This window comes from Nocardia sp. NPDC058640 (genome assembly GCF_042716995.1).
Classification (GTDB): Bacteria; Actinomycetota; Actinomycetes; order Mycobacteriales; family Mycobacteriaceae; genus Nocardia.
Genome location: NZ_JBHXRG010000020.1, coordinates 62,842 through 83,717 on the forward strand (window position 1 = coordinate 62,842; position 20,876 = coordinate 83,717).

Annotated in this window: 19 protein-coding genes; 10 read left to right on the plus strand and 9 right to left on the minus strand. The window is 67.8% G+C overall.

Going from position 1 to position 20,876, the window contains the following annotated elements; genetic code table 11:
* Nucleotides 1-238 precede the first annotated feature (238 nt).
* Nucleotides 239-604: a hypothetical protein gene (locus ACFWU5_RS20550; RefSeq protein ID WP_379268286.1), complete on the plus strand. Its 366-nt coding sequence runs from the start codon at nt 239-241 to the stop codon at nt 602-604.
* On the opposite strand, the gene ACFWU5_RS20555 is transcribed toward ACFWU5_RS20550, so the two are convergent.
* Nucleotides 601-1,275, minus strand: a complete 675-nt coding sequence (locus ACFWU5_RS20555) for a TetR/AcrR family transcriptional regulator (protein WP_379268287.1) — start codon at nt 1,273-1,275, stop codon at nt 601-603. The two genes, ACFWU5_RS20550 and ACFWU5_RS20555, sit on opposite strands and share 4 nt — an antisense overlap.
* Nucleotides 1,276-1,391: 116 nt before the next feature.
* On the opposite strand from ACFWU5_RS20555, the gene ACFWU5_RS20560 reads away from it, so the two are divergent.
* Nucleotides 1,392-2,822, plus strand: a complete 1,431-nt coding sequence (locus ACFWU5_RS20560; RefSeq protein ID WP_379241835.1) for an SDR family NAD(P)-dependent oxidoreductase — start codon at nt 1,392-1,394, stop codon at nt 2,820-2,822.
* Between the two features lie 82 nt (nt 2,823-2,904).
* Complete coding sequence (locus ACFWU5_RS20565) at nt 2,905-3,279, plus strand: DUF2784 domain-containing protein (RefSeq protein ID WP_379241834.1); 375 nt, start codon at nt 2,905-2,907, stop codon at nt 3,277-3,279.
* On the opposite strand, the gene ACFWU5_RS20570 is transcribed toward ACFWU5_RS20565, so the two are convergent.
* A complete protein-coding gene (locus ACFWU5_RS20570) occupies nt 3,260-4,000 on the minus strand; it encodes a thioesterase II family protein (RefSeq protein ID WP_379268288.1) in 741 nt (246 codons plus the stop codon). The two genes, ACFWU5_RS20565 and ACFWU5_RS20570, sit on opposite strands and share 20 nt — an antisense overlap.
* A gap of 42 nt (nt 4,001-4,042) precedes the next feature.
* Between ACFWU5_RS20570 and ACFWU5_RS20575 the strand changes: the two genes are divergently transcribed.
* Nucleotides 4,043-5,503, plus strand: coding sequence for a CoA transferase (locus ACFWU5_RS20575; RefSeq protein WP_379268289.1), 1,461 nt, complete (start codon nt 4,043-4,045; stop codon nt 5,501-5,503).
* 13 nt (nt 5,504-5,516) lie between these two features.
* Here ACFWU5_RS20575 and ACFWU5_RS20580 read toward each other — a convergent pair whose 3' ends face one another.
* The gene (locus ACFWU5_RS20580; RefSeq protein WP_379268290.1) at nt 5,517-6,086 is read right to left on the minus strand and encodes a TetR/AcrR family transcriptional regulator; all 570 of its coding nucleotides are present in this window, start codon (nt 6,084-6,086) and stop codon (nt 5,517-5,519) included.
* Between the two features lie 106 nt (nt 6,087-6,192).
* Here ACFWU5_RS20580 and ACFWU5_RS20585 point away from each other — a divergent pair, with 106 nt between their 5' ends.
* The 4 genes from ACFWU5_RS20585 to ACFWU5_RS20600 all read left to right on the plus strand — a co-directional run bounded on the left by ACFWU5_RS20585 (nt 6,193) and on the right by ACFWU5_RS20600 (nt 10,334).
* Entirely contained in the window at nt 6,193-7,407 is a 1,215-nt protein-coding gene (locus tag ACFWU5_RS20585) for an FAD-dependent monooxygenase (protein ID WP_379268291.1), read from the plus strand.
* A 48-nt stretch (nt 7,408-7,455) separates the two neighbouring features.
* Nucleotides 7,456-8,496, plus strand: a complete 1,041-nt coding sequence (locus ACFWU5_RS20590) for a nucleoside hydrolase (protein ID WP_379268292.1) — start codon at nt 7,456-7,458, stop codon at nt 8,494-8,496.
* Nucleotides 8,493-9,371 carry an amidohydrolase family protein gene (locus tag ACFWU5_RS20595; protein ID WP_379241828.1) on the plus strand — a complete coding sequence of 293 codons (879 nt, stop codon included), beginning with the start codon at nt 8,493-8,495 and terminating at the stop codon, nt 9,369-9,371. Before ACFWU5_RS20590 ends, ACFWU5_RS20595 begins: the two co-directional genes overlap by 4 nt.
* A 132-nt stretch (nt 9,372-9,503) precedes the next feature.
* Nucleotides 9,504-10,334 (plus strand): MBL fold metallo-hydrolase, encoded by an 831-nt coding sequence (locus tag ACFWU5_RS20600; protein ID WP_379241827.1) that lies wholly within the window; start codon nt 9,504-9,506, stop codon nt 10,332-10,334.
* Between the two features lie 6 nt (nt 10,335-10,340).
* Here ACFWU5_RS20600 and ACFWU5_RS20605 read toward each other — a convergent pair whose 3' ends face one another.
* Complete coding sequence (locus ACFWU5_RS20605) at nt 10,341-10,979, minus strand: response regulator (protein WP_379268293.1); 639 nt, start codon at nt 10,977-10,979, stop codon at nt 10,341-10,343.
* Entirely contained in the window at nt 10,976-12,124 is a 1,149-nt protein-coding gene (locus tag ACFWU5_RS20610) for a sensor histidine kinase (protein WP_379268294.1), read from the minus strand. The genes ACFWU5_RS20605 and ACFWU5_RS20610 overlap by 4 nt, the downstream gene beginning before the upstream one ends.
* 179 nt (nt 12,125-12,303) lie before the next feature.
* On the opposite strand from ACFWU5_RS20610, the gene ACFWU5_RS20615 reads away from it, so the two are divergent.
* Together ACFWU5_RS20615 and ACFWU5_RS20620 are read left to right on the plus strand one after the other, a co-directional pair.
* Nucleotides 12,304-13,818, plus strand: coding sequence for a multicopper oxidase family protein (locus tag ACFWU5_RS20615; RefSeq protein WP_379268295.1), 1,515 nt, complete (start codon nt 12,304-12,306; stop codon nt 13,816-13,818).
* 127 nt (nt 13,819-13,945) lie between these two features.
* Nucleotides 13,946-15,010, plus strand: coding sequence for a magnesium and cobalt transport protein CorA (locus tag ACFWU5_RS20620; RefSeq protein ID WP_379268310.1), 1,065 nt, complete (start codon nt 13,946-13,948; stop codon nt 15,008-15,010).
* Between the two features lie 4 nt (nt 15,011-15,014).
* Here ACFWU5_RS20620 and ACFWU5_RS20625 read toward each other — a convergent pair whose 3' ends face one another.
* The 4 genes from ACFWU5_RS20625 to ACFWU5_RS20640 all read right to left on the minus strand — a co-directional run bounded on the left by ACFWU5_RS20625 (nt 15,015) and on the right by ACFWU5_RS20640 (nt 20,862).
* Nucleotides 15,015-15,368, minus strand: a complete 354-nt coding sequence (locus ACFWU5_RS20625; protein WP_379268296.1) for a hypothetical protein — start codon at nt 15,366-15,368, stop codon at nt 15,015-15,017.
* Between the two features lie 193 nt (nt 15,369-15,561).
* Nucleotides 15,562-16,656 carry a methylmalonyl Co-A mutase-associated GTPase MeaB gene (gene meaB, locus ACFWU5_RS20630; RefSeq protein ID WP_379268311.1) on the minus strand — a complete coding sequence of 365 codons (1,095 nt, stop codon included), beginning with the start codon at nt 16,654-16,656 and terminating at the stop codon, nt 15,562-15,564.
* Nucleotides 16,657-16,726: 70 nt separating this feature from the next.
* Nucleotides 16,727-18,991: a methylmalonyl-CoA mutase gene (gene scpA, locus ACFWU5_RS20635; protein ID WP_379268297.1), complete on the minus strand. Its 2,265-nt coding sequence runs from the start codon at nt 18,989-18,991 to the stop codon at nt 16,727-16,729.
* Nucleotides 18,991-20,862, minus strand: coding sequence for a methylmalonyl-CoA mutase family protein (locus ACFWU5_RS20640; protein ID WP_379268298.1), 1,872 nt, complete (start codon nt 20,860-20,862; stop codon nt 18,991-18,993). The genes scpA and ACFWU5_RS20640 overlap by 1 nt, the downstream gene beginning before the upstream one ends.
* Between the last annotated feature and the right edge of the window lie 14 nt (nt 20,863-20,876).

A 20,876-nucleotide genomic window follows, 5' to 3' on the forward strand; every position in this document is an offset into this window, starting at 1 on the left:
GATCTCCCCGGGCGCACACAGAAACCGGTGCGACGCCGGGTTACGCGACGAGAATAGGGACTGAAAGCCCGGTATGACACCTCAAACGCGAAATAGGGTCACAGTGACATAACGTGCGACCCCACCCCTACCCGGCCGGTAACGAACCAGCTAACACCTTTGCCACCTCGCCACGACAGGGTTCATGCTGGTCATCAGGTGAACCACTGCGCGCACCCCTAGTTCGCGAGGAGACCACATGTCCGACAGCACGCGTTCGGCAGACCGTCCATGGCACGCCCAAGCCGGTGACCTGCTGGCCGACGATTACAACGTCCCCGGCATCATCATGTGCGGCATCGCGGTGGCGGGACTGGCCTGCACGCTGGTCGCGGCGGGCACCGAGCACACCGGGTGGGCCATCGTCGCGGGGGTGGTGACGCTGCTGTTCCTCGTCGGCGGCATCGGCGCGCTGATGTTCGAGCATCGCCGGGAACAGAAGATCGAGAAGGCCCTCGGCCGCACCGGGCACGCGCCGGGGCGGGCGTCCGCGCAGCGGTACAGCGCCGCCCGGCGCTTCGTGCCCGGCGAGAACAAGCCCGCGCGCCCGGGCCTGTCGAGCTAGCGGTCGGAACCGGGCTCCACCACCTGCATGCTGGGAATGGTCTCGGTGATCATCGTGAGCAAGGTATCGGCCAGTAGTCGATGCACCTGCGGCCTGGTCAGCGTGCCCCGGGTGATCCACTCGCGCCCGGCCACCTTCACCAGGCCCGCGTAGGCCAAGACCAGTGCGCGCAACGATGCACTGTGTGCCAGATCCGCGCGTCCGATCATCACCAGCATGCGTTCGGCGGCCGCGTCATCGGCCTGGTCGAGAATCTGCTGCACCTGCGGGTCATCGCCCACGCCTTCGTGGCTGGTGACCTTCACCCAGGTGGTGCCGTGTTCGGCGATGGTGTCCAGCAGCCAGCCCACGATCGCATCGACCCGCTCCTGCGGGGTGCCGTCGGGGATGGTCACCTTGTCCTGGCGCGGCAGCGTCACCATGCGACGCACCACCGCCAGATACAGGTCGCGTTTGTTGCCGAAATAGTGGTTGATCAGGCCGCGCGCCACCCCCGCGCGCTGGGCCAGTTCCGCGGTCGACACCGCCGCGTACGGTCGTTCGCCGAACATGTCGATGGCACAGGCCAGGATCTGCGCGCGTCGCTCGTCGGGTTCGAGCCTGCGCCTGCGCGGCGCGTCTGCGGTGTCGGTGTCCAGCGGGGAAATCGGGGTGCTCCGTCGAGTTCGCATCGTCCTCGCGTGGTTGCGGTGACGGCCCATCACGATACCCAGCGGGTCGCGCGCGCGGCCAATGCGACAATAGATGTTGTCCCCCGCTGTCGCACGAAGGAATGTCGCACTCCCCGATGACCGAGAACATGATCGATCCGGACGAGTTGGCGACCTGTCTGCGGGTGCTGGAACGCGCCGGACAACTGGAGAAGGAACACCCCGATTCCATCGCGGTACAGCGCGCGGTCGGGCACATGTTCAAGAAGCTCAAGACCCGCCGTCGCATCGAGGCCAGGGAGCAGATCTCGGCCAACGACCGCGCGGTGATCGCCGCGACCGCGACCGGGTCCCCGCAGCGCATCGACGACGAGACCGCGGGCATCCCGATCAGCTCCGCGGCCGCGGGCGCCAGTGCGGGCACGCTGCTCAAGGCGCGCCCCTGCTACATCTGCAAGCAGAAGTACACCCAGGTGGACGCGTTCTACCACCAGCTGTGCCCCGAGTGCGCGGCCTCGAGCCACACCAAGCGCGACGCCCGCACCGACCTGACCGGCAAGCGCGCCCTGCTCACGGGTGGGCGCGCCAAGATCGGCATGTACATCGCGTTGCGGCTGCTGCGCGACGGCGCGCACACCACCATCACCACCCGTTTCCCCAACGACGCGATCCGCCGGTTCGCCGCCATGGAGGACAGCGCCGACTGGCTGCACCGGCTGCGGATCGTGGGCATCGACCTTCGTGACCCCGCGCAGGTCGTGGCGCTGGCCGACGATGTCGCCGCGCAGGGGCCACTGGACATCCTGATCAACAATGCCGCGCAGACCGTGCGTCGTTCCGCCGGTGCGTACAGCGCGCTGGTCGATGCCGAGACCGCGCCGCTGCCCGCGGGTGTGATGCCGGAGATGGTCACGTTCGGCAAGACCATGCAGGCCCACCCGACCGCGCTGACCGCTTCGCTCACCCCGTCGCTGTCGGCGGTCGATGTCGCCGAACTCGCGCTGGTCGCGGGCTCGGCTACCCCCGAACGCATCGCGGCGGGCGTGGCCATCGACGCCGGCGGCCTGGTCCCCGATCTCGCGCACACCAACAGTTGGGTGCAGACCGTGGGCGAGGTGGAGGCCACCGAACTGCTCGAGGTGCAGCTGTGCAACTCGGTCGCGCCGTTCATCCTGGTGTCGCGGTTGCGTCCGGCCATGGCCGCGGCGTCGGGCAGGCGCAAGTACGTGGTCAATGTGTCCGCGATGGAGGGCCAGTTCGGCCGCGGTTACAAGGGCCCCGGCCACCCGCACACGAATATGGCCAAGGCCGCGCTGAACATGCTCACCCGCACCAGCGCGCTCGAGATGTTCGAGGCCGACTCGATCCTGATGACCGCGGTCGACACCGGCTGGATCACCGACGAACGCCCGCACTTCACCAAGGTCCGCCTCGCCGAAGAGGGCTTCCACGCACCGCTCGACCTGGTCGACGGCGCCGCCCGCGTCTACGATCCGATCGTGCAGGGCGAAGACGGCGTGGACCTGTACGGCTGCTTCCTGAAGGACTACCGGCCGTCACCCTGGTGACCCGCGCTGGTCACCGCAGCGATGCCGAACCGGAATGGTGATCATGATTCCGGTTCGGCGACTTGGAACATATTCTGAATAGGTGCCGTTCCGGGTGCTGGCCGACGTTCTCGCCGTCACCCACGTCGCGTTCATCGCGTACGTGGTCTTCGGCGGTTTCCTCGCGTGGCGCTGGCCCCGCACAATCGGACTCCACGCTCTAGCGGTCGCTTGGGGGTTCGGCACCGTCCTGATCGGCTTCCACTGCCCACTGACCTACGCCGAGAACTGGGCACGCAGGCAGGCAGGGGTCAGCGAACTACCCGAAGCGGGCTTCATCGACCACTACCTGACCGGAGTGATCTACCCCGACAGCTCGGTCGGCCTGATGCGCGCGCTCGCGGCGGTGACGGTACTCGTGTCCTGGGTCGGGTACGTGCGCCTGCACCAACGCCGCCTCAGCTCAGATGCCGTGTGATCTCCTGCGCGACCGCCGCGGGCTGGTCATCGAGGTAGAAGTGTCCGCCGGGGAACGTCTGAATGCTGAACGGTCCGTCGGTGACCGCACGCCACTGTTCGGCTTGGGCCACGGTCGTGGTCGGGTCCTGCGTGCTGACCAGCGCGACCACCGGGCAGGTCAGCAGCGGTCCCGGACGGTGCCGGTAGGTCTCGACCGCCTGGTAGTCGGCGCGCACGGCGGGCAGCACGAGATCGGCCAGGCCGGGTTCGGTGCGCAGTAGTCGCACCGGCGCGGGGTCGTTGGCCAGCCGTTCGAGGTCGTCGATGAGGGCGACGTCCGAGGCCTGGTGCAGGCGCGCGGTTTCGACGAATTCCGGTGCGGGACGGCCGGATACGATCAGGGCGCGCACCGGTTGTCCGGCGGCGGCCAGGCGCAGGGCGGTCTCGTAGGCCACCGTGGCGCCCATGCTGTGGCCGAACAGCGAACGCGCGGGCGCACCGGCGAGGTCGGCCGCGATCCGGTCGGCGAGCAGATGCAGGTCGGTGATCGGCGGATCGTCGAGACGGTCCTGGCGGCCGGGGTACTGCACGGCCGTCACCTCGATACCGGGGCCGATGTGTCGCGCCAACTCCCGATAGAACGGTGCCGAACCGCCGCCCGGCGGGAAGCAGGTCAGCCGTCCGCGTGCGGCGGTGTCCGGTCGCAGCACCCGAACCCATTGTGTGCCAGTCGTCTTCACGTCCCACTCCTCACCGTTGTCACCGCCACTAGGCTGGTCGAGGTGACCACCGCGCAGCAGCTCGTCCACGCCTACGAGACGGGACTCGAGCTCCCGTTGTCGGGCGATGCCGACGTGCCGGACCCCGACGCGCGACTGGCGGCCACCCTACCGGTGTGGGCGCTCGCGGCGGGCTCGGTCGCGGCGGCGAGTGCGGCCGCCAACCGGGTTCGGGTCGCGCACGGCCTGTCCATCCGTCCGGTGCGGCTCGATGCCGACCGGGTGAGCGCGGCGTTCAGCAGCGAGCGACTGTTCCGCCGCGACGGCAGCGCGCCGTCGGTGTTCGCCGAGTTCTCCGGCTTCTTCCGCACTGCCGACGGCTGGGTTCGCACGCATGCCAACTACCCGCATCACCGGGAGCGGATCCTGCGGGCGCTCGAACTGTCCGCTGACAGCGACGCCGCTGGATTCAGCGCCCGGCTGTCCACCATGAAGGCCACCGAAGTCGAAGACGCGGCCGTCGCGATCGGTGCGATCGTGGCACGGGTGCGCACCGAGCAGGAATGGGCGAACAGCTCGATGGGTCGCGCCGCTGCCGCAGGCCCGCTGGTCACGATGGATGTGCGCGAGGACCGCCGACATACCACCGCTGCGCCCGACCGGGCGAGCGACGACCACCGATCCACCGCCGGTACTGCGTGGGTCGCCGGGCACGGGCCCCGAGTCTCCGACCAGGGCCGGGGGCTTGGCGCTGCACCCGTCGCGTCGGCGGCTCCCACGACCGACCGTCCGCTGACCGGTATTCGCGTCCTCGACCTCACCCGTGTCCTCGCGGGCCCGGTCGCCACCCGAACGCTGGCACTGCTGGGCGCGGACGTGCTGCGCATCGATCCGCCGCACCTGCCCGAGATCGACTGGCAGTTCGCCGATACCTGCCAGGGCAAACGATCTACCCTGCTCGACCTGCGGACCGACCTCGCCACCTTCGAGGACCTGCTCACCGCGGCGGATGTGCTGGTCACCGGTTACCGTCCGGGTGCGCTGGCCGCGGCCGGGGTGCACGTCGGTCCCGGTGTGATCGAGGCCTCTGTTTCCGCGTGGGGAGCGAGCGGACCGTGGGGTGATCGGCGCGGTTTCGACAGCATTGTCCAAGCGGCATCAGGCATTTCGCTGTTGGAAGGCCACCCCGGCACGCTCCCCGCCCAGGCACTGGACCACGGGTCGGGATATCTGTTGGCCGCGGGCGTCATGGATGCCCTGGTGACTCGCGCGAACGACGGGTTCGGCGCAACCGTGCGGGTTTCGTTGGCCCGCACCGCATCCTGGCTGCTGGCCGCCGAGGGTCGCACGCCCGACCACCCCGCCACGACGCCACCCGATCCGGCCGCCACCGTCGCGCACGGCGAATCGGTCACGGCCGCACCGGCTTTCGCCGAGTACGACGACTACCGCTGGCCCGCACCACCGTACGGGTCGGCACAGCCGTTCTGGGTGGCGGCGCCCGACCACTACCACCCGGCGTGAGCAGACGTCCCGGTCATTGTCCGGCCAGCGCCGAGACCGCGGTCGTGAGCTGATCGCCATTGGCGACCAGTTCGCCCGGATTCAGCAACCACAACACCCCCAGTCCCTGGACCAGCACGAAGTACATTCGTCCGATGGCCGCGGCCTGCCCGTCGTCGAGTTCGGGGTGCGCTGCCTTGACATGCGCGGCGAGGTCGTCGAACGCGCCGGAGAGCTGGTCGCCGAGTTGGCCGCGCGCGTCGTCGGAGCGCACGATCCGCACGATGTTCTCGAGACTGGCCAGCATCGCTTCGTGGTTGGCCTCGAACACCGCCGGCATCCCGTTCCACAGCCGAGCCAGCCCTGCCAACGGTGAGCTCCCCGCGCCTGCGGCGATCAGCTCGTCCATCGCGTCACCGATGGAGTTGCCCAGCGCCTCGCTCAACGCCTCGGTGACCAGGCGATCCTTCGACCCGAAGTGGTAGCCGATCGCCGCCAGGCTCACCCCTGCCGCGCTGGCGATATCGCGCGCGGTCGCCTTCGCGACTCCGCGTTCCAGAATCACTTTGCGCGCCCCCGCCAGGAGATCTTCTCGGTTACCCATGGCCGAGACCTTACCCGACCGTCTTAGACATTTGTTCTAGACACCTGTGCAAATTCCTGTTAGACATATGTCTAAGACAATCGTTCATCAGACGGGAACCACCATCATGAGCACCAACAGCCCCCTGCACGTTCTGGTCTCCGGCGGCGGCATCGCGGGCAATGCGGTGGCATTGCAGTTGCTGCGCAACGGCATTCGCACCACCGTGGTCGAACGCGCCGCGGTCCCCCGCCCCGGCGGGCAGGCCGTGGATCTGCGTGGCCCGAGCAAGGAAGCCGCGCAGCGCATGGGCCTGATGGACGGCATCGCCAAGTATCAGCTCGACGAGCGCGGCATGTCCTACATCGACGGCGACGGCAAGATCTACGCCCGGATGGCCATGGAGGACTTCGACGGCCAGGGTGCCGTCGCCGAAATCGAGATCACCCGCGGTGACCTGAATCAGGTGCTCCTGGACGCGGTGGCCGCCGCCGACAACGGCCAGCTGGACTACCGCTACGGCGAGTGGATCGTGCAGGTCGCGCAGGACGACACCGGCGTCGACGTCACCTTCGCTTCCGGCAGCACCGAACGGTTCGACCTGGTGATCGGCGCCGACGGCGTGCACTCGGCCACCCGCGCACTCGTTTTCGGGCCCGAGGAGCAGTTCAGCACCAACCTCGGCGGCTACGGAGCCTTCTTCACCATGCCCAAGCCCGCCGATGTGGAGCCCGGTTGGTTCAGCATGCGGCTGGTGCCCGGCGCCATGCTCGGCATCCGCCCCGACGGCGACCCCACCACCGCCAAGGCGATCATCACCCTGCGCACCGAACAGGACCCGGCCCTGCGCCGCGACACCGACGCCCAGCGCGCGCTGATCAGGAAGACCATCGGCGATGCGGGCTGGCACGCCCCGGCAGTGCTCGCGGCGATGGAGTCCACACCCGACTTCTATTTCGATGAGATCGCGCGCGTGGACGTGCCGGAATTGTCGGTGGGTAGGGTCACGCTGATCGGTGACGCGGGTTACTGCGGCTCGCCACTGAGCGGCATGGGCACCGCGATGGCGATCGTCGGCGCGTACATACTCGCGGCCGAAATCGCCGCCACCCCACACGATCTCGCTGGTGCGCAGCGGCGCTACCAGGACAAGATCTCGCCGTTTCTGGACAAGGCGAAGGAGATTCCCGGTGGCGGAATCGCAATGATGATCCCCAAGTCTCCGCTGCTGACGCGACTGGCAAAGGTGAACGTGCGTCTGATGATGTCCCGGCCGATGCGTCCGCTGACCAAGAAGATCTTCTTCGGCCACACCGAGGAATTCGCGCTGCCGACGTACTGATCCGACGGGCCGCGGACCTCGTCAGGCCCCGCGGCTAGTCTCGGTGGCGTGCCGCAGAAGATCTTCCTCGACGTAGACACCGGGATCGACGATTCGCTGGCGATCCTGTATCTGCTGGCCTGCGACGAGGCCGAGATCATCGGGATCGCCGCGACCGCGGGCAATGTGCCCGGGGCGCAGGTCGCGGCGAACACCCTGGCCATGCTGGATCTGGGCGGCGCGCCGGAGATCGAGGTGGCGCTGGGGGCTGCGGAACCCCTGGCTGTCCCGTTGCGGACCACCGAGGACACGCACGGTCCGCAGGGTCTCGGTTATGCCGAGTTGCCGGTGTCACCACGCGTGTTGTCGCAGCGGTCGGCGGCGCAATTGTGGGTGGACCTGGTGCGCGCCGATCCCGGCGAGGTCACCGGGCTGTGTACGGGTCCGCTGACCAATCTCGCGCTGGCCCTGCGGATAGAACCCGAGCTGCCGCGCCTGTTGCGCCGCCTGGTCATCATGGGTGGCGCGTTCAATCATCCAGGCAATACGACGCCGACCAACGAGTGGAATATTCACGTCGATCCCGAGGCGGCCAAGGAGGTGTTCGACGCGTTCTCGGCGGCACCGCCGGACCGCAGGCCGCTGGTGTGCGCGCTGGATATCACCGAGTCCATCGAGATGCTGCCCGAACATCTCGTGCTACTGGCCGAAGCAGCGCACAGTACGCCGCTCGAACAGGTCGGCACCGATACCGCGGCCGAGTTCCGTTCCGCGGCAAGCAATCCGATCATCGCCTACCTCACCGACGCCGTGCGGTTCTACTTCGACTTCCACCACCACTACGACCTGGGCTATCTGGCGCACATGCACGACCCGTTCGCCGCGGCCGTCGCCCTGGACCCGAGTCTGGCCGTCACCCGCCCGGCCACGGTCGACGTGGAGTTGGCCGGCACGATCACCCGCGCCACCACGGTCGCGGACTGGGCGGGCATGTGGGGTCGAGAACCCAACGCCGACATCGTGATCGGCACCGACCCCGCCGTGTTCTTCGAACGTCTCGTCACCCGCGTCGGCGCCCTGGCCCGTCGCCTGTACCCGGAGCAGCCATGACCGTAGACACCGCCGCCTACCTCGCCGACTTTCGCGCCCGCTACGACCTGCCCGCGATCGTCGACGTGCACACCCACTTCATGCCCGACCAGGTCATGCGCAAGGTGTGGGCGTACTTCGACTCCGCGGGCCCGCTCACCGGCAAGCCGTGGCCGATCACCTACCGCGACGACGAACAGGTGCGTCTGAAAACGTTGCGCGACTTCGGTGTTCGCGCGTTCACCTCGCTGGTGTACCCGCACAAGCCCGAGATGGCGCAGTGGCTCAACAGCTGGACCGCGGATTTCGCCGCCCGCACCCCCGACTGTCTGCACACCGCGACCTTCTACCCCGAACCCGGCGCTGCCGAGTATGTGCGAGCGGCCATCGACAGTGGTGCGCGAATCTTCAAGGTGCACATCCAAGTCGGCGCGTTCTCGCCGTTGGATCCGCTCCTGGATCCCGTGTGGGCGGTGCTCGCGCAACGTCAGATCCCGGTGCTGATCCATTGCGGATCAGGCCCCGCTCCTGGCGAATTCACCGGCCCGAAGCCGATTGCCACACTGCTGCAACGCTTTCCGACGCTGCGCCTGATCATCGCCCACATGGGCACGCCCGAATACACCGAATTTCTGGACTTGGCGGAACAGTATCCGCGGCTGTATCTCGACACCACCATGGTCTGGACGGATTTCAGTGAGGCCGGCGCACCCTTTCCCCCTGCCGAACGCGAGCGCCTGATCCGGTTCGGGGATCGCATTCTTTTCGGCAGCGATTTCCCCAATATCCCGTACCCGTATGCCGAGGCGATCAGCGCGCTGGAGCGTCTCGAACTGGGCCCACAGTGGATTCGGAATGTGTGCCACGACAACGCGGTTACCCTGTTCGACCTGTGACGTTACGCGCACTCGCATTGCTGTGTGGCGGGGCGAATCCCCAGTGATACCAAGCGAATAACTCTACCTCGGGCATTTTCTCGGCGACGTAAACTGAGAAGTTCACGTTATCCGGGGTGGAAAGAGTTATTCATGCGTGTTCACCATCTGAATTTTGCCACTTTGAATCCTCGCGGCGGGGGACTGTTCGACGGCAGTGCACGCGCCTGGCATCAGCGGGCGACACTGGTCTGTCACGGATTGCTGATCGAGCACGCGAAAGGTCTGGTTCTCGTCGATACCGGACTGGGCGGCAACGCCGTGTCCGACCCAGCCCGCTGGCTCGGCACCTCGTGGACCACAATCTGGAATCCCCAACCGGATTCGACCAGTACCGCCCGCGCACAGGTGATCGCCCTGGGCTACTCCCCCGACGACGTGCGCGACATCATCGTCACCCATGCCGATCTCGACCACGCGGGCGGCCTCGCCGACTTCCCCGAGGCGACCGTGCACATCAGCACCGTCGAACTCGACGCGCTGACCCATCCGTCGACGATGGCCGAGCGAAACCGTTACCGCCCCTGCCATTTCGACCACCAGCCACACTGGCGGGCGCACACCAGCGACGGCGCCGCCGATTGGCGCGGCTTCACCGCCGTCCGCGATATCGAGGGCCTGCCCGCCCAGATCCTGATGATCCCGCTGGCCGGTCACAGCCGCGGGCACACCGGGGTCGCGATCGACACCGGAACCGGCTGGCTGTTGCACGCGGGCGACGCCTATTACGCGCCCGGCCAACTCGATTCGCCGCCGACCTGTCCGGCCGGGATCACCGTCTTCCAGACCTTGGGGCAGGCCGACGGCACCAGTCGACGGCGTAATCTCGCGGCCCTGCGAACCCTGGCCGCCGAAAAGACCGACCCCGTCACCATTTTCAGCTCGCACAGTCACGCCGAGTTCGCCCGCCAGTCGAGCGGGTGAACGCGGTCAGCCGGTGAGTTTGGAGGCGTAGATGGCGAGCCGGATCCGGTTGTCGGTGCCGGTTTTGTCGAGCAGGCTGGCGACGTGGGACTTGACGGTGCTCACGCCCAGGTGGAGTTGCTCGGCGATGGCCTGATTGCCGTGCCCGTCGCCGACCAGGCGCAGCACGTCGAGCTCCCGGGGTGTCAGATCGGTTGGCAGAGGGGGTGTTTCGGGGACGGACTGCGCTTTTACGGCCCGTCCGACCAATCGACGCAACAGCGCGGGCGAGAACAAGAGGTCACCCTCCACGGTGCGACGGATGGCGTCCAGCAGCACCGCGGGCTCGGTGTCTTTGACGAAATAGCCTGCGGCCCCGGCGGATAGCGCGGGAAACAGGTGTTCGTCGTCGTCGAAAGTGGTCAACACCAACACCTTCGCGCGCGGTGACATCGCCAGAATCTGCCGGGTCGCGGCGACACCGTCCAGGCCGGGCATCCGCAGGTCCATCACGACCAGGTCGGGGGTGAGTTCGGCGTACAGCCGCACCGCTTCGACCCCGTCGGCGGCTTCCCCGACCACCGCCAGGTCGGTGGTGTCCTCGATCAGCATCCGCAGGCCCGCCCGCACCAGGCGCTGGTCGTCCACGAGCAATACCGTGATCACGTCTGTTCTCCTGTCCGTGAGCTGTCGGGCAGCCACGCTCGTACTACCCAGTCACTGTCGTGCGCCCCGACGGCGAAGGTCCCGCCGGCGAGTTCGGCGCGTTCGCGCATGCCGACGATGCCGTGCCCGGGCGGGCCGGCCGGTTCCCGTCGCCCGCTGACGACCTCGACCGCGATGCCACCGCCGCGGGTCCCGACCCGGAACCGGACCGGGACCTCGCGGTCCGCGTGTTTCATCACATTGGTCAGCGATTCCTGCACCAATCGCAGCAGGGTGAGTCGGCTGATCGCGTCCAGGCCGTCGAGGTCGGTGTCCATCACCGCGTCCACGGTGAATTCGGCGGCACGCACCCGATCCAGGGCGGCGGTGATCTCGGTGGCGACCGCGCCGGTGTCGACCAGCGCGACGGTGCCCAGCGCCGGGTCGCGCAGGGCAGCGAGCAGTCGACGGATATCGGCCAGGGCGGCCGCGGCGGTCCCGCGCACATCGTCGAGAACCGCCAGCACGCGCGGATCAGCTTCTCGCACAACGTGTTCGGCCACCGAGATCCGCAGGATGATCGACGCCATATGGTGGGCGACCACGTCGTGCAGCTCCCTGGCCAGCGCCGACCGTTCGTCGGTGCGCGTGCGGGCTTCGGCGTCGGCGGCTTGTTCGCGCAGGTTCTGCGCCAGTTCACGCTGCCCGCGCAGATACAGGCCCAGCAGCAGCGGCAACCCCACGTATGCGCCCGCTTCGACCATGGTCGACACCCGCCCGATCGACGTATCGTGCACCCCTATCCGACCGATGACCACCGCCGCGGCCCAGCCCACCGTGGCCAGCACCACCGTGGACCGCCGTTGCGTGCGCGCCACGACATCCACCAACGTCACCGCACCCAGCAACCAGGCCAGGCTCGACACCCCCCAGGCGTCGGTGCGCATCATCGGCACCGCCAGCGCCGACAACACCAACGACACCGTCAGCGGCCACCTGCCCCCGAACAGGAAGACCACCGCCGACGCCATCGCCAGCGCCCAGTAGTGCGGGGGCACCCGGTATTGGCCGGGGTAAGTGCTGGCCAGCAGCAATATCGGAATCACCAGCAGCGGCACCGCCCGCAACAGGGGGCGCAGGCCGTGGCGGGCGCGGATGTCGATCACGCCCCCACGGTAGGTGACCGATCGGCGCTAGCACGTTATCGGCGCGTTCGCAACGGTCGGGCGGGTGTAATCGGGGCGGCGGGGTCCGACTGTTGGGCGGAGTGGCGGCGGCTCCACACCGGCGAAGCTGGAGGTTCCCCAGACAAGAAGCTGGAGGTTCCCCAGACAAGGAGCGCACGTTGGTTTCGCGACGAGGTTTTCTCACCGGCCTGGCCCTGGCACCGGTAGCGGTGTACGCGGCCGGTTGTTCGATCGGCACCTCGGCCCCCGGTTCGGTCGGTTCGTCGGCGACGCGGCCGCTGCCGATCCCGCCGCTGGCCCCGTCCACGGTCGGCTCCGACGGCGTGCGCCGGTTCACCCTGCGCGTGCAGACCGGCGTGACCGAGATGGTTCGTGGTTCCTCGACCCCGACCTGGGGGTTCAGCGGCTCGGTCCTCGGACCCACGGTGCGGGCGCGACGGGGCGAGAAGGTCGCGTTCGCCATCACCAACGATCTGCCCGAGCCCACCTCGGTGCACTGGCACGGTATGCACCTGCCGGCGAAGTATGACGGTGGCCCGCACCAGATGATCGCGCCCGGCGCGTCCTGGGCGCCCGAGTGGACGGTGCAGCAGCAGGCCGCGACGCTGTGGTATCACCCGCATCCGCACGGCGCGACCGAAAAGCATGTGCAGCGTGGACTTTCGGGCCTGTTCCTGGTCGACGACGACGAGGCCGACGCGCTGGATCTGCCGAAAGACTATGGCGTCGACGACATTCCGTTGGTGATCCAGGATCGCCGCTTCAACGCCGACGGCACCCTGAACGAAACCGACAGCACCGACATCGGGCTGCTCGGTGACACCATCATCACCAACGGCATCGCGAACGCCCACCTGCCTGTCACCACCGAGCGGGTCCGGTTGCGCGTTCTCAACGGTTCGTCGGGTCGCCTGTACAACCTGTCGTTCGCCGACAACCGCGAGTTCCAGCTGATCGCCACCGATGGTGGACTGCTCACCAAACCTGTTGCGCTGAAAACGATTCAGCTCAGTCCCGGCGAGCGCGCCGAACTGGTGGTCACCCTGCGCGCGGGCGAGAACGTCACGTTACGGTCGTTGCCGATCACCGAACGCGCGGGCGTGGACAACGCCGCCGAATACGGTCTCGACGACACCTTCGACATCCTGACTCTGCGCGCCGCCCCCTCCCTGCGCACCTCCGCGGCCCTGCCCGCCGCGCTGATCCCGATGCGTGCCCTGGCCGCGGCGAACACCCCGCCGACCCGCGCGTTCGAGCTGCAGTGGTTCATGATCAACAACCAGCGCATGGACATGAACCGCATCGACATGACCATCCCGGTGAACACCACCGAGGTGTGGACCGTGCGCAACAAGGACAACTGGCCGCACAACTTCCACGTCCACGACGTGCAGTTCCAGGTCTTGGCCATCGACGGAAACCCGCCTCCCCCAGCGCTTTCGGGCTGGAAGGACACCGTCTACACCACCCCGGGCGCCACCTACACCCTGGCCATGCACTTCGCCGACCACACCGACCCCACGTTCCCGTACATGTACCACTGCCACCTGCTGCACCACGAGGACAAGGGCATGATGGGCCAGTTCCTGGTGTTGGGTCCGGGCCAGCAGCCCGCGCCCATGCAGATGGACATGGGCGCTCCCGGCGGAATGGGCGGAATGCACCACGGCTGACCTCGGTTCGGTTGCGCCGGTGTTCGTCGTCGTGGGATGCTGCGCCACGATCGAGGAGAGCGAGGTCGACGCGATGGTGGACAGCCCGAACACCCAGGCACCGGGGCGGCGCAGCATCGGCGACGTGATGACCAGTTCGCCGTTCCGGTCGCGCAGCAGGCGCCACGTGGAGACTGTGCCCAAACCGTCGGTGCCGACCGCGCGGGCGATCGTGGATTGCGCGGCCTATGTCGACGGGGCGCGCCTGCCCGGCCGGTTCACGCCGCAGACCGCACTGGCCGAGATCCGCAGTCGCGGAACGGGTTTCGTGTGGATCGGGTTGTTCGAGCCGGATTCGCATCAGATGGGCGAGATCGCGCAGGTGTTCGGTCTGCACGAACTCGCCGTCGAGGACGCGGTGACCGGTCGGCAGCGGCCGAAGTTCGAACGCTACGACGACACCATGGTCACCGTGATGCGGACCGTGGGCTATGTCGAGCACGATATGCATTCGGTCAGCGAGATCGTGCAGACCGGCGAGATCATGGTCTTTCTCGGCGCGGATTTCGTGGTCGCGGTCCGACACGGTGAACACAACGAGCTCACCGCGGTGCGGCATCGCCTGGAAGCCGAACCCGATCGCCTGGCGCTGGGCCCCGGCGTGGTGTTGCACGCGATCGCCGACGTGGTCGTGGACTCCTATATCGATGTGGCGCAGGCGGTCGAGTTCGATGTCGAGTCGATGGAGGAGGAGCTGTTCAGCCCGCGCAGCAAGATCCCCATCGAGGCGATCTACCAGCTCAAACGCGAGGTCGTGGAGCTGCGGCGCGCGGTGCGTCCGCTGGCCGGTCCCCTGCAGACCCTCACGTCGCCGCGCACGCCGCTGCCCAAGGAGGTGCGTCGCTATCTGCGCGATGTCGCCGACCACCACAGCGGTGTCACCGAGCGCATCAATGATCTCGACGAGACGCTGACCACCCTGGTCGGTGCGGCGGTGGCCAAGATCGCCGTGCAGCAGAACACCGATATGCGCAAGATTTCCGCGTACATCGCGATCTTGGCCGTGCCGACGATGATCGCCGGCATCTACGGCATGAACTTCGACACGATGCCCGAACTGCGACAACCGTGGGGTTACCCCGTCACGTTGATCGTGATGGCCACCATTTGCACCGGGCTGGCCGTGGTCTTCCGCCGCGTCCGCTGGCTATAGCGGACTATCCGCTCAACGCCATCAGCCGGTGGCCTTTGACCAGCAGTCGTAAGCGGAGGGCGGCGAACCCGCACAGCGTCAGGGTGGCCAGGGTGCGCTTCCACAGACGGATCAGCGCCTGTTCGAACAGGATGCCCATGCGATCCGCGCAGGCGGTCGCCTCGGCCACCGCCATCCGGTCGTGTACCAGGGTCGGGTCGCTGACTATTTCGTCCAGTCGTAGACCGTCCATCGCCTGGTCCAGGTCCAATCCCTGTTCGGGAAGCCAGCCGAGTCGCCAGCGGCCGTCGCCTCCCAGGGTCGCTCGCTCCGGCGTGAGATCGCTGCCGATTACCCGGTCTGAACGAAAGATCGCCACTGGTGCCTCCTCGGCCGTTGGGCCTTTCGACACCTTCCATGATCCCCGGAACCGACCTCAGGCAACAGGTAGCAAATCACGCATATAAGGGTTATCATCGGCGAAATATCGGCTCTAGCTGGGGTTTGAATCTCACCGAGCAGCCAATCTGCGCCGACCTTCCGCGAGACAGCTACCGCACAGACACCAGAGCTCAGGCGTCGAAGGCTCCCAGAATGGCTTCCGCCGCGAGCGACGGAGTGAGGGTGCCGGCACGCACCGCCGATTCCACTTGCGCGCGAACGTCTTTCACCCGCGGGTTGTCGGCCAGGCGGCGCAGGATCTGGTCGTGCACCATGGTCCAGGTCCAGTCGACCTGCTGGCGGCGACGCTTCTCGGCGAACTCGCCCGCGTCGGTGAGCACCCGGCGATGATCCAGAACCGCGGCCCAGAACTTGTCCAGCCCAACACCTTCCAGGCCGCTCATGGTCAGCACCGGCGGCTTCCACAGTGCGTCGTGCGGGTGGATCAGGCGCAGCGCACCCGCCAGTTCGCGGGCGGCGCCTTTGGCTTCGATCTCGTGTTTGCCGTCGGCCTTGTTGACCGCGACCAGCTCCGCCAGCTCGAGTACACCCTTTTTGATGCCCTGCAACTGGTCGCCGGTGCGGGCCAGGGTAAGGAAGCAGAACACGTCGACCATGTTGGCCACGGTCACCTCGGACTGGCCGACACCGACGGTCTCGACCAGGATCACGTCGTACCCGGCGGCTTCCAGCAGCACGATGGTTTCGCGGGTCGCCTTGGCCACGCCGCCGAGAGTCCCCGCGGTCGGCGACGGGCGGATGAACGCGTCGGCCTCCAGGGACAGTCGCGCCATGCGGGTCTTGTCGCCGAGGATCGAGCCGCCGGTGCGCGTCGAGGACGGGTCTACCGCGAGAACCGCTACCCGGTGGCCTTTTTCGAGCAGGAACATGCCGAGCGCGTCGATGAACGTGGACTTGCCCACGCCGGGAACGCCGGTGATCCCGACACGGTTGGAGACAGCGGCGCCGGGTTCGGCGGCCACCCGTAACAGCAACTGCTGCGCCAGTTCTCGATGATCGGAGCGGGTCGATTCGACCAGCGTGATCGCCCGCGCCAGCGCCGACCGCTGCCCGTCCTTGACCTGTGCGGCCAGCGCGTCGACATCGATCGAGCGGCGAACATCGGCCGCGGTGCGACCCTCGTTGCGTGGCGAGCCGACGCCCGCGGTGGTCCCGAGCCGGGGGTGCGCGTCGGCACCCCCGGCTACCTGTGCGGCATCGCTCATGCTGTTCTGATTCGGCATGCTCGGGCGACCTCCGTGGTTACGCCAGCTACCGCCTCCGGACGCTGACCGCTCATGCCTGTACGCCGCCGCCGATCTCGTGCCCCAGCGCCGAGCCCAGCTTCTTCAACAGATCGATGGCCGCGTCGGCAATGACGGTGCCGGGCGGGAAGATCGCCGCAGCGCCGGCCTCGTACAGCTCGTCGAAATCACCGGGCGGAATCACGCCGCCGACGATGACCATGATGTCGGGACGACCCACTTCGGCTAGGGCCTGACGCAACGCGGGCACCAGCGTGAGATGCCCTGCCGCCAGCGAGGACACACCGACAATGTGCACGTCGTTGTCCGCGGCCTGCCGCGCCACCTCTTCGGGTGTGGAGAACAGCGGACCCACGTCCACGTCCATGCCCAGGTCGGCGAACGCGGTCGCGATCACCTTCTGCCCGCGGTCGTGCCCGTCCTGCCCCATCTTGGCGACCAGGATGCGCGGTCGACGACCCTCGGCCTGCGCGAACTCCTCGACGAGCTCGATGGCCGCGCCGATGTTGGTTGCCTTGCCTGCTTCGTCACGGTACACACCGGACAGGGTACGGATTTCGGCCTGATGGCGGCCGTACACCTTCTCCAGCGCGTCGGAGATCTCCCCGACGGTGGCCTTGGCGCGCGCGGCGTTGATGGCAAGGGCCAGGAGGTTGTTCTCCATGCCGCCTTCGGAAGACGCTGCCGCTCGGGTCAATTCGGCCAGCGCCTGTTCCACCGCGACCGGATCACGTTCGGCGCGAAGCTGTTCCAGCTTCTCGATCTGCTCGGCGCGCACGCGCGAGTTCTCGACCTTGAGCACCTCGACCGCGTGGTCCTCTTCGACCTGGTACTTGTTCACGCCGATCACCGGCTGCTGCCCGGTGTCGATGCGCGCCTGGGTGCGGGCGGCGGCCTCCTCGATGCGCAGTTTCGGAATGCCTTCCGAAATCGCCTGTGCCATACCGCCGTGCGCCTCCACCTCGGCGATGTGGGCGCGAGCGCGTTCGGCCAGCTGGTGGGTGAGCCACTCGACGTAGTACGAGCCGCCCCACGGGTCGATCGGACGAGTCGTGTTGGACTCCTGCTGGATCAGCAGCTGCGTGTTGCGCGCGATGCGGGCGGAGAAGTCCGTGGGCAGCGCCAGCGCTTCGTCGAGGGCGTTGGTGTGCAGCGACTGGGTGTGCCCCTGGGTCGCGGCCATCGCCTCGATGCAGGTACGCGCCACATTGTTGTAGGCGTCCTGCGCGGTCAACGACCAGCCCGACGTCTGCGAATGTGTGCGCAGCGACAGCGACTTCGCACTCTTGGGTTCGAACTTCGACACCAGCTCGCTCCACAGCAGCCGCCCCGCGCGCAGCTTGGCGACCTCCATGAAGAAGTTCATGCCGATGGCCCAGAAGAACGACAGCCGCGGCGCGAATTTGTCGACATCCATGCCCGCCGCGATACCGGCGCGGATGTACTCCACCCCGTCAGCCAGGGTGTACGCCAGCTCCAAATCGGCTGTGGCACCGGCTTCTTGGATGTGGTAACCCGAGATCGAGATCGAGTTGAACTTCGGCATGTTGGCGCTGGCGAACGCGAAGATGTCGGAGATGATCCGCATCGACGGCTTGGGCGGGTAGATGTAGGTGTTGCGAACCATGAACTCTTTCAGAATGTCGTTCTGAATGGTTCCGGCCAGCTGGTCGGGCGTCACGCCCTGTTCCTCGGCGGCCACGACGTACAGCGCCAGAATCGGCAGCACCGCACCGTTCATGGTCATCGACACCGACACCTGGTCCAGGGGGATCTGGTCGAACAGCTGCCGCATGTCCAGGATGGAGTCGATCGCGACACCGGCCATGCCGACATCGCCTTGCACGCGGGGGTGGTCGGAGTCGTAGCCCCGGTGAGTGGCCAGGTCGAAGGCGACCGACAGGCCCTTCTGGCCTGCTTGCAGGTTGCGGCGGTAGAAGGCGTTGGAGTCCGCGGCGGTGGAGAAGCCCGCGTACTGGCGGATGGTCCACGGCTGGTTCACGTACATGGTCGGGTACGGCCCGCGCAGGAACGGCGCCACACCGGGCACGGTATCCAACGGATACCCTTGCGCGACAACAGCATCGCGATCAGCCTTGGTGAACACCGGCGGCACGTCGATACCCTCGGGCGTCGACCAGACCAGCTGCTCGGGCGTGGCATTGTTGGCCGTGGCGGCCTCGGCCACGAACTGCGCCACCTGCTCGGCATCGACCGCCGCGGGCGCGGGCGCGTGCTCGGTGAGCGGCACGTCGGCGAAACTGCCGATGATGTGGGTGATATCGGAGGTGGTCATCAGGCTCCTACCTTCTCCAGCAGCTGCGACAGGACCGAGACCGCGTCGATGCGCAAGCCCAGATATCCGTCGGGTCGCTGGGTACCGCTGTACTGCTGCACCGAGGATTCCGGTCCGGCCAGCAAAACCGTGTCGATGCCCGCGCCGCGCAATGCGTCGACCGCGGCACCGGCCTGTTCGGCGTATCGTTTGTCCGCACCACACAGGACCGCGATGCGCGCCCCCGATTCGGTTGCGGCGGCGGCGATTTCGTCGACAGTGAGCGGGCCGGGATTGACCGACTCGATACCGCCCGAGGCCAAAACGTTCGCGGTGAAGATGGTGCGCGCGTTGTGTTCGGCGACCAGCCCCAAAGGCACGATCAGCGCCTTGGGGCGCGCGCCGTTGGCGGCCAGGTACGCGTCGGAACGGTTGCGCAGCGATTCGAACGCCGCACCGTAGCGCGCGATCGAGCTCTCCTGGCGGGCCTGCTCCGACAGCGGGGTCTCGGCGAGGTTGGGGAACTCGTTCACCCCGGTCACCGCGGTGCGGCGATGGGCGACATCGGCGGCGCGGGTGGCAGCGGTTTCGGCGATGCGCTCGGCGAGCACACCGGCGTCCAGGGCGGCGAGGTAGCCGCCCGCGGACTCGAGCTCCTGCATGAATTCCCATGCCTTGGTGGCGAGTTCGTCGGTCAGCGAGTCCACGTACCAGGAACCGGCGGCCGGGTCCTGCACGTGACCCAGGTGCGATTCCTCGAGCAGCAGCAGCTGGGTGTTGCGGGCCAGCCGCTGCGAGAACGTGGTCGACACACCCAGTTCGCCCGCGGGCAGCGCCGCGTCGAACGGCAGCACGGTCACCGAATCGGCACCACCGACACCGGCACCGAACGCGGCCAGGGTGGTGCGCAGCAGGTTCACCCACGGGTCACGCTGGCTCATCATGGCGGCGGAGGTGATCGCGTGCTGCGGGGCGGCGCCGAACGCGGGGGCACCGCACGCCTGTGCGACACGAGCCCAAAGGCGCCGTGCGGCACGGAATTTCACGATGGTGGCGAACTGGTCGTCGGTGGCCGCGAAGCGGAACTCGAGCTGACCGAACGCGTCGGCGATGTCGACCCCGGCGTTGGTGAGCAGGCGCAGGTAGGCCAGTCCGGCCGCGATGGCGGCGCCGACTTCCTGGGCGTCCGCGGCACCCGCGTTGTGGAAGGCGATGCCGTCCACGGTGATCGCGCGCACCGTTTCGGGTCGGGCGATCGCGCGCACGGCCAGTGCGACGGTCTGCGCCTGGTCGAGGTCTTCGGCGCCGGTGAAGGCGGAGGTCAGCGGGGCGGCAGCGAGCCCGACCCGGATCTGGGCGCGATCGTCGATCGAGTAACCGTCGAGGATCTCGAACACCTTCGCGGCGGCGGTCTCGGTGGCAGCACCGGCGACCAGCGTCAGCGGGGCCAACTCGAACAGCAGCCCGCGCAGCGCGACCGGGATGTCCTCGACGGCGACACCGTAGGCGCCGACACCGAGCGCGATCGCGCTCACGCCGTTGTCCAGCCCGGTCAGAATCGCCCGGTTGGTGGCTTCGGCGTCCGCGTCACCGGCGAAAGCGCCCACGTACCAGCCGCGTTGCGGATCGCGAGTGGCGTCGCCACCGCGCACGAAAGGGAAGGTGCCGGGCAGCGGCTGCTCGGGCAGCTCGTCGCGGCGGGTGTACAGCGGGGCGATGGTCAGCCCGTCGTAGGTGGTCTCGTCGAGCAGATGCTCGGGTTCGGCAGGCAGCTCCGCGGCGTCGACGCGCCGTGCTTTCGCCAGCACCCCCGCCACACCCTTGCGCCAGGCAGCGAACTCGGGCACCGGATCCGGTGCCAGACCCGCCCCGGACTCTGAACCAATCGGCATAGCTGCTGTTCTCT

Coding starts and splice junctions, on each gene's coding strand:
- ACFWU5_RS20550 (WP_379268286.1), top strand. CDS start 239: ATGTCCGACAGCACGCGTTCGGCAGACCGTCCATGGCACGCCCAAGCC.
- ACFWU5_RS20555 (WP_379268287.1), bottom strand. CDS start 1,275: ATGCGAACTCGACGGAGCACCCCGATTTCCCCGCTGGACACCGACACC.
- ACFWU5_RS20560 (WP_379241835.1), top strand. CDS start 1,392: ATGACCGAGAACATGATCGATCCGGACGAGTTGGCGACCTGTCTGCGG.
- ACFWU5_RS20580 (WP_379268290.1), bottom strand. CDS start 6,086: ATGGGTAACCGAGAAGATCTCCTGGCGGGGGCGCGCAAAGTGATTCTG.
- ACFWU5_RS20585 (WP_379268291.1), top strand. CDS start 6,193: ATGAGCACCAACAGCCCCCTGCACGTTCTGGTCTCCGGCGGCGGCATC.
- ACFWU5_RS20595 (WP_379241828.1), top strand. CDS start 8,493: ATGACCGTAGACACCGCCGCCTACCTCGCCGACTTTCGCGCCCGCTAC.
- ACFWU5_RS20600 (WP_379241827.1), top strand. CDS start 9,504: ATGCGTGTTCACCATCTGAATTTTGCCACTTTGAATCCTCGCGGCGGG.
- ACFWU5_RS20620 (WP_379268310.1), top strand. CDS start 13,946: ATGACCAGTTCGCCGTTCCGGTCGCGCAGCAGGCGCCACGTGGAGACT.
- meaB (WP_379268311.1), bottom strand. CDS start 16,656: ATGAGCGATGCCGCACAGGTAGCCGGGGGTGCCGACGCGCACCCCCGG.
- scpA (WP_379268297.1), bottom strand. CDS start 18,991: ATGACCACCTCCGATATCACCCACATCATCGGCAGTTTCGCCGACGTG.
- ACFWU5_RS20640 (WP_379268298.1), bottom strand. CDS start 20,862: ATGCCGATTGGTTCAGAGTCCGGGGCGGGTCTGGCACCGGATCCGGTG.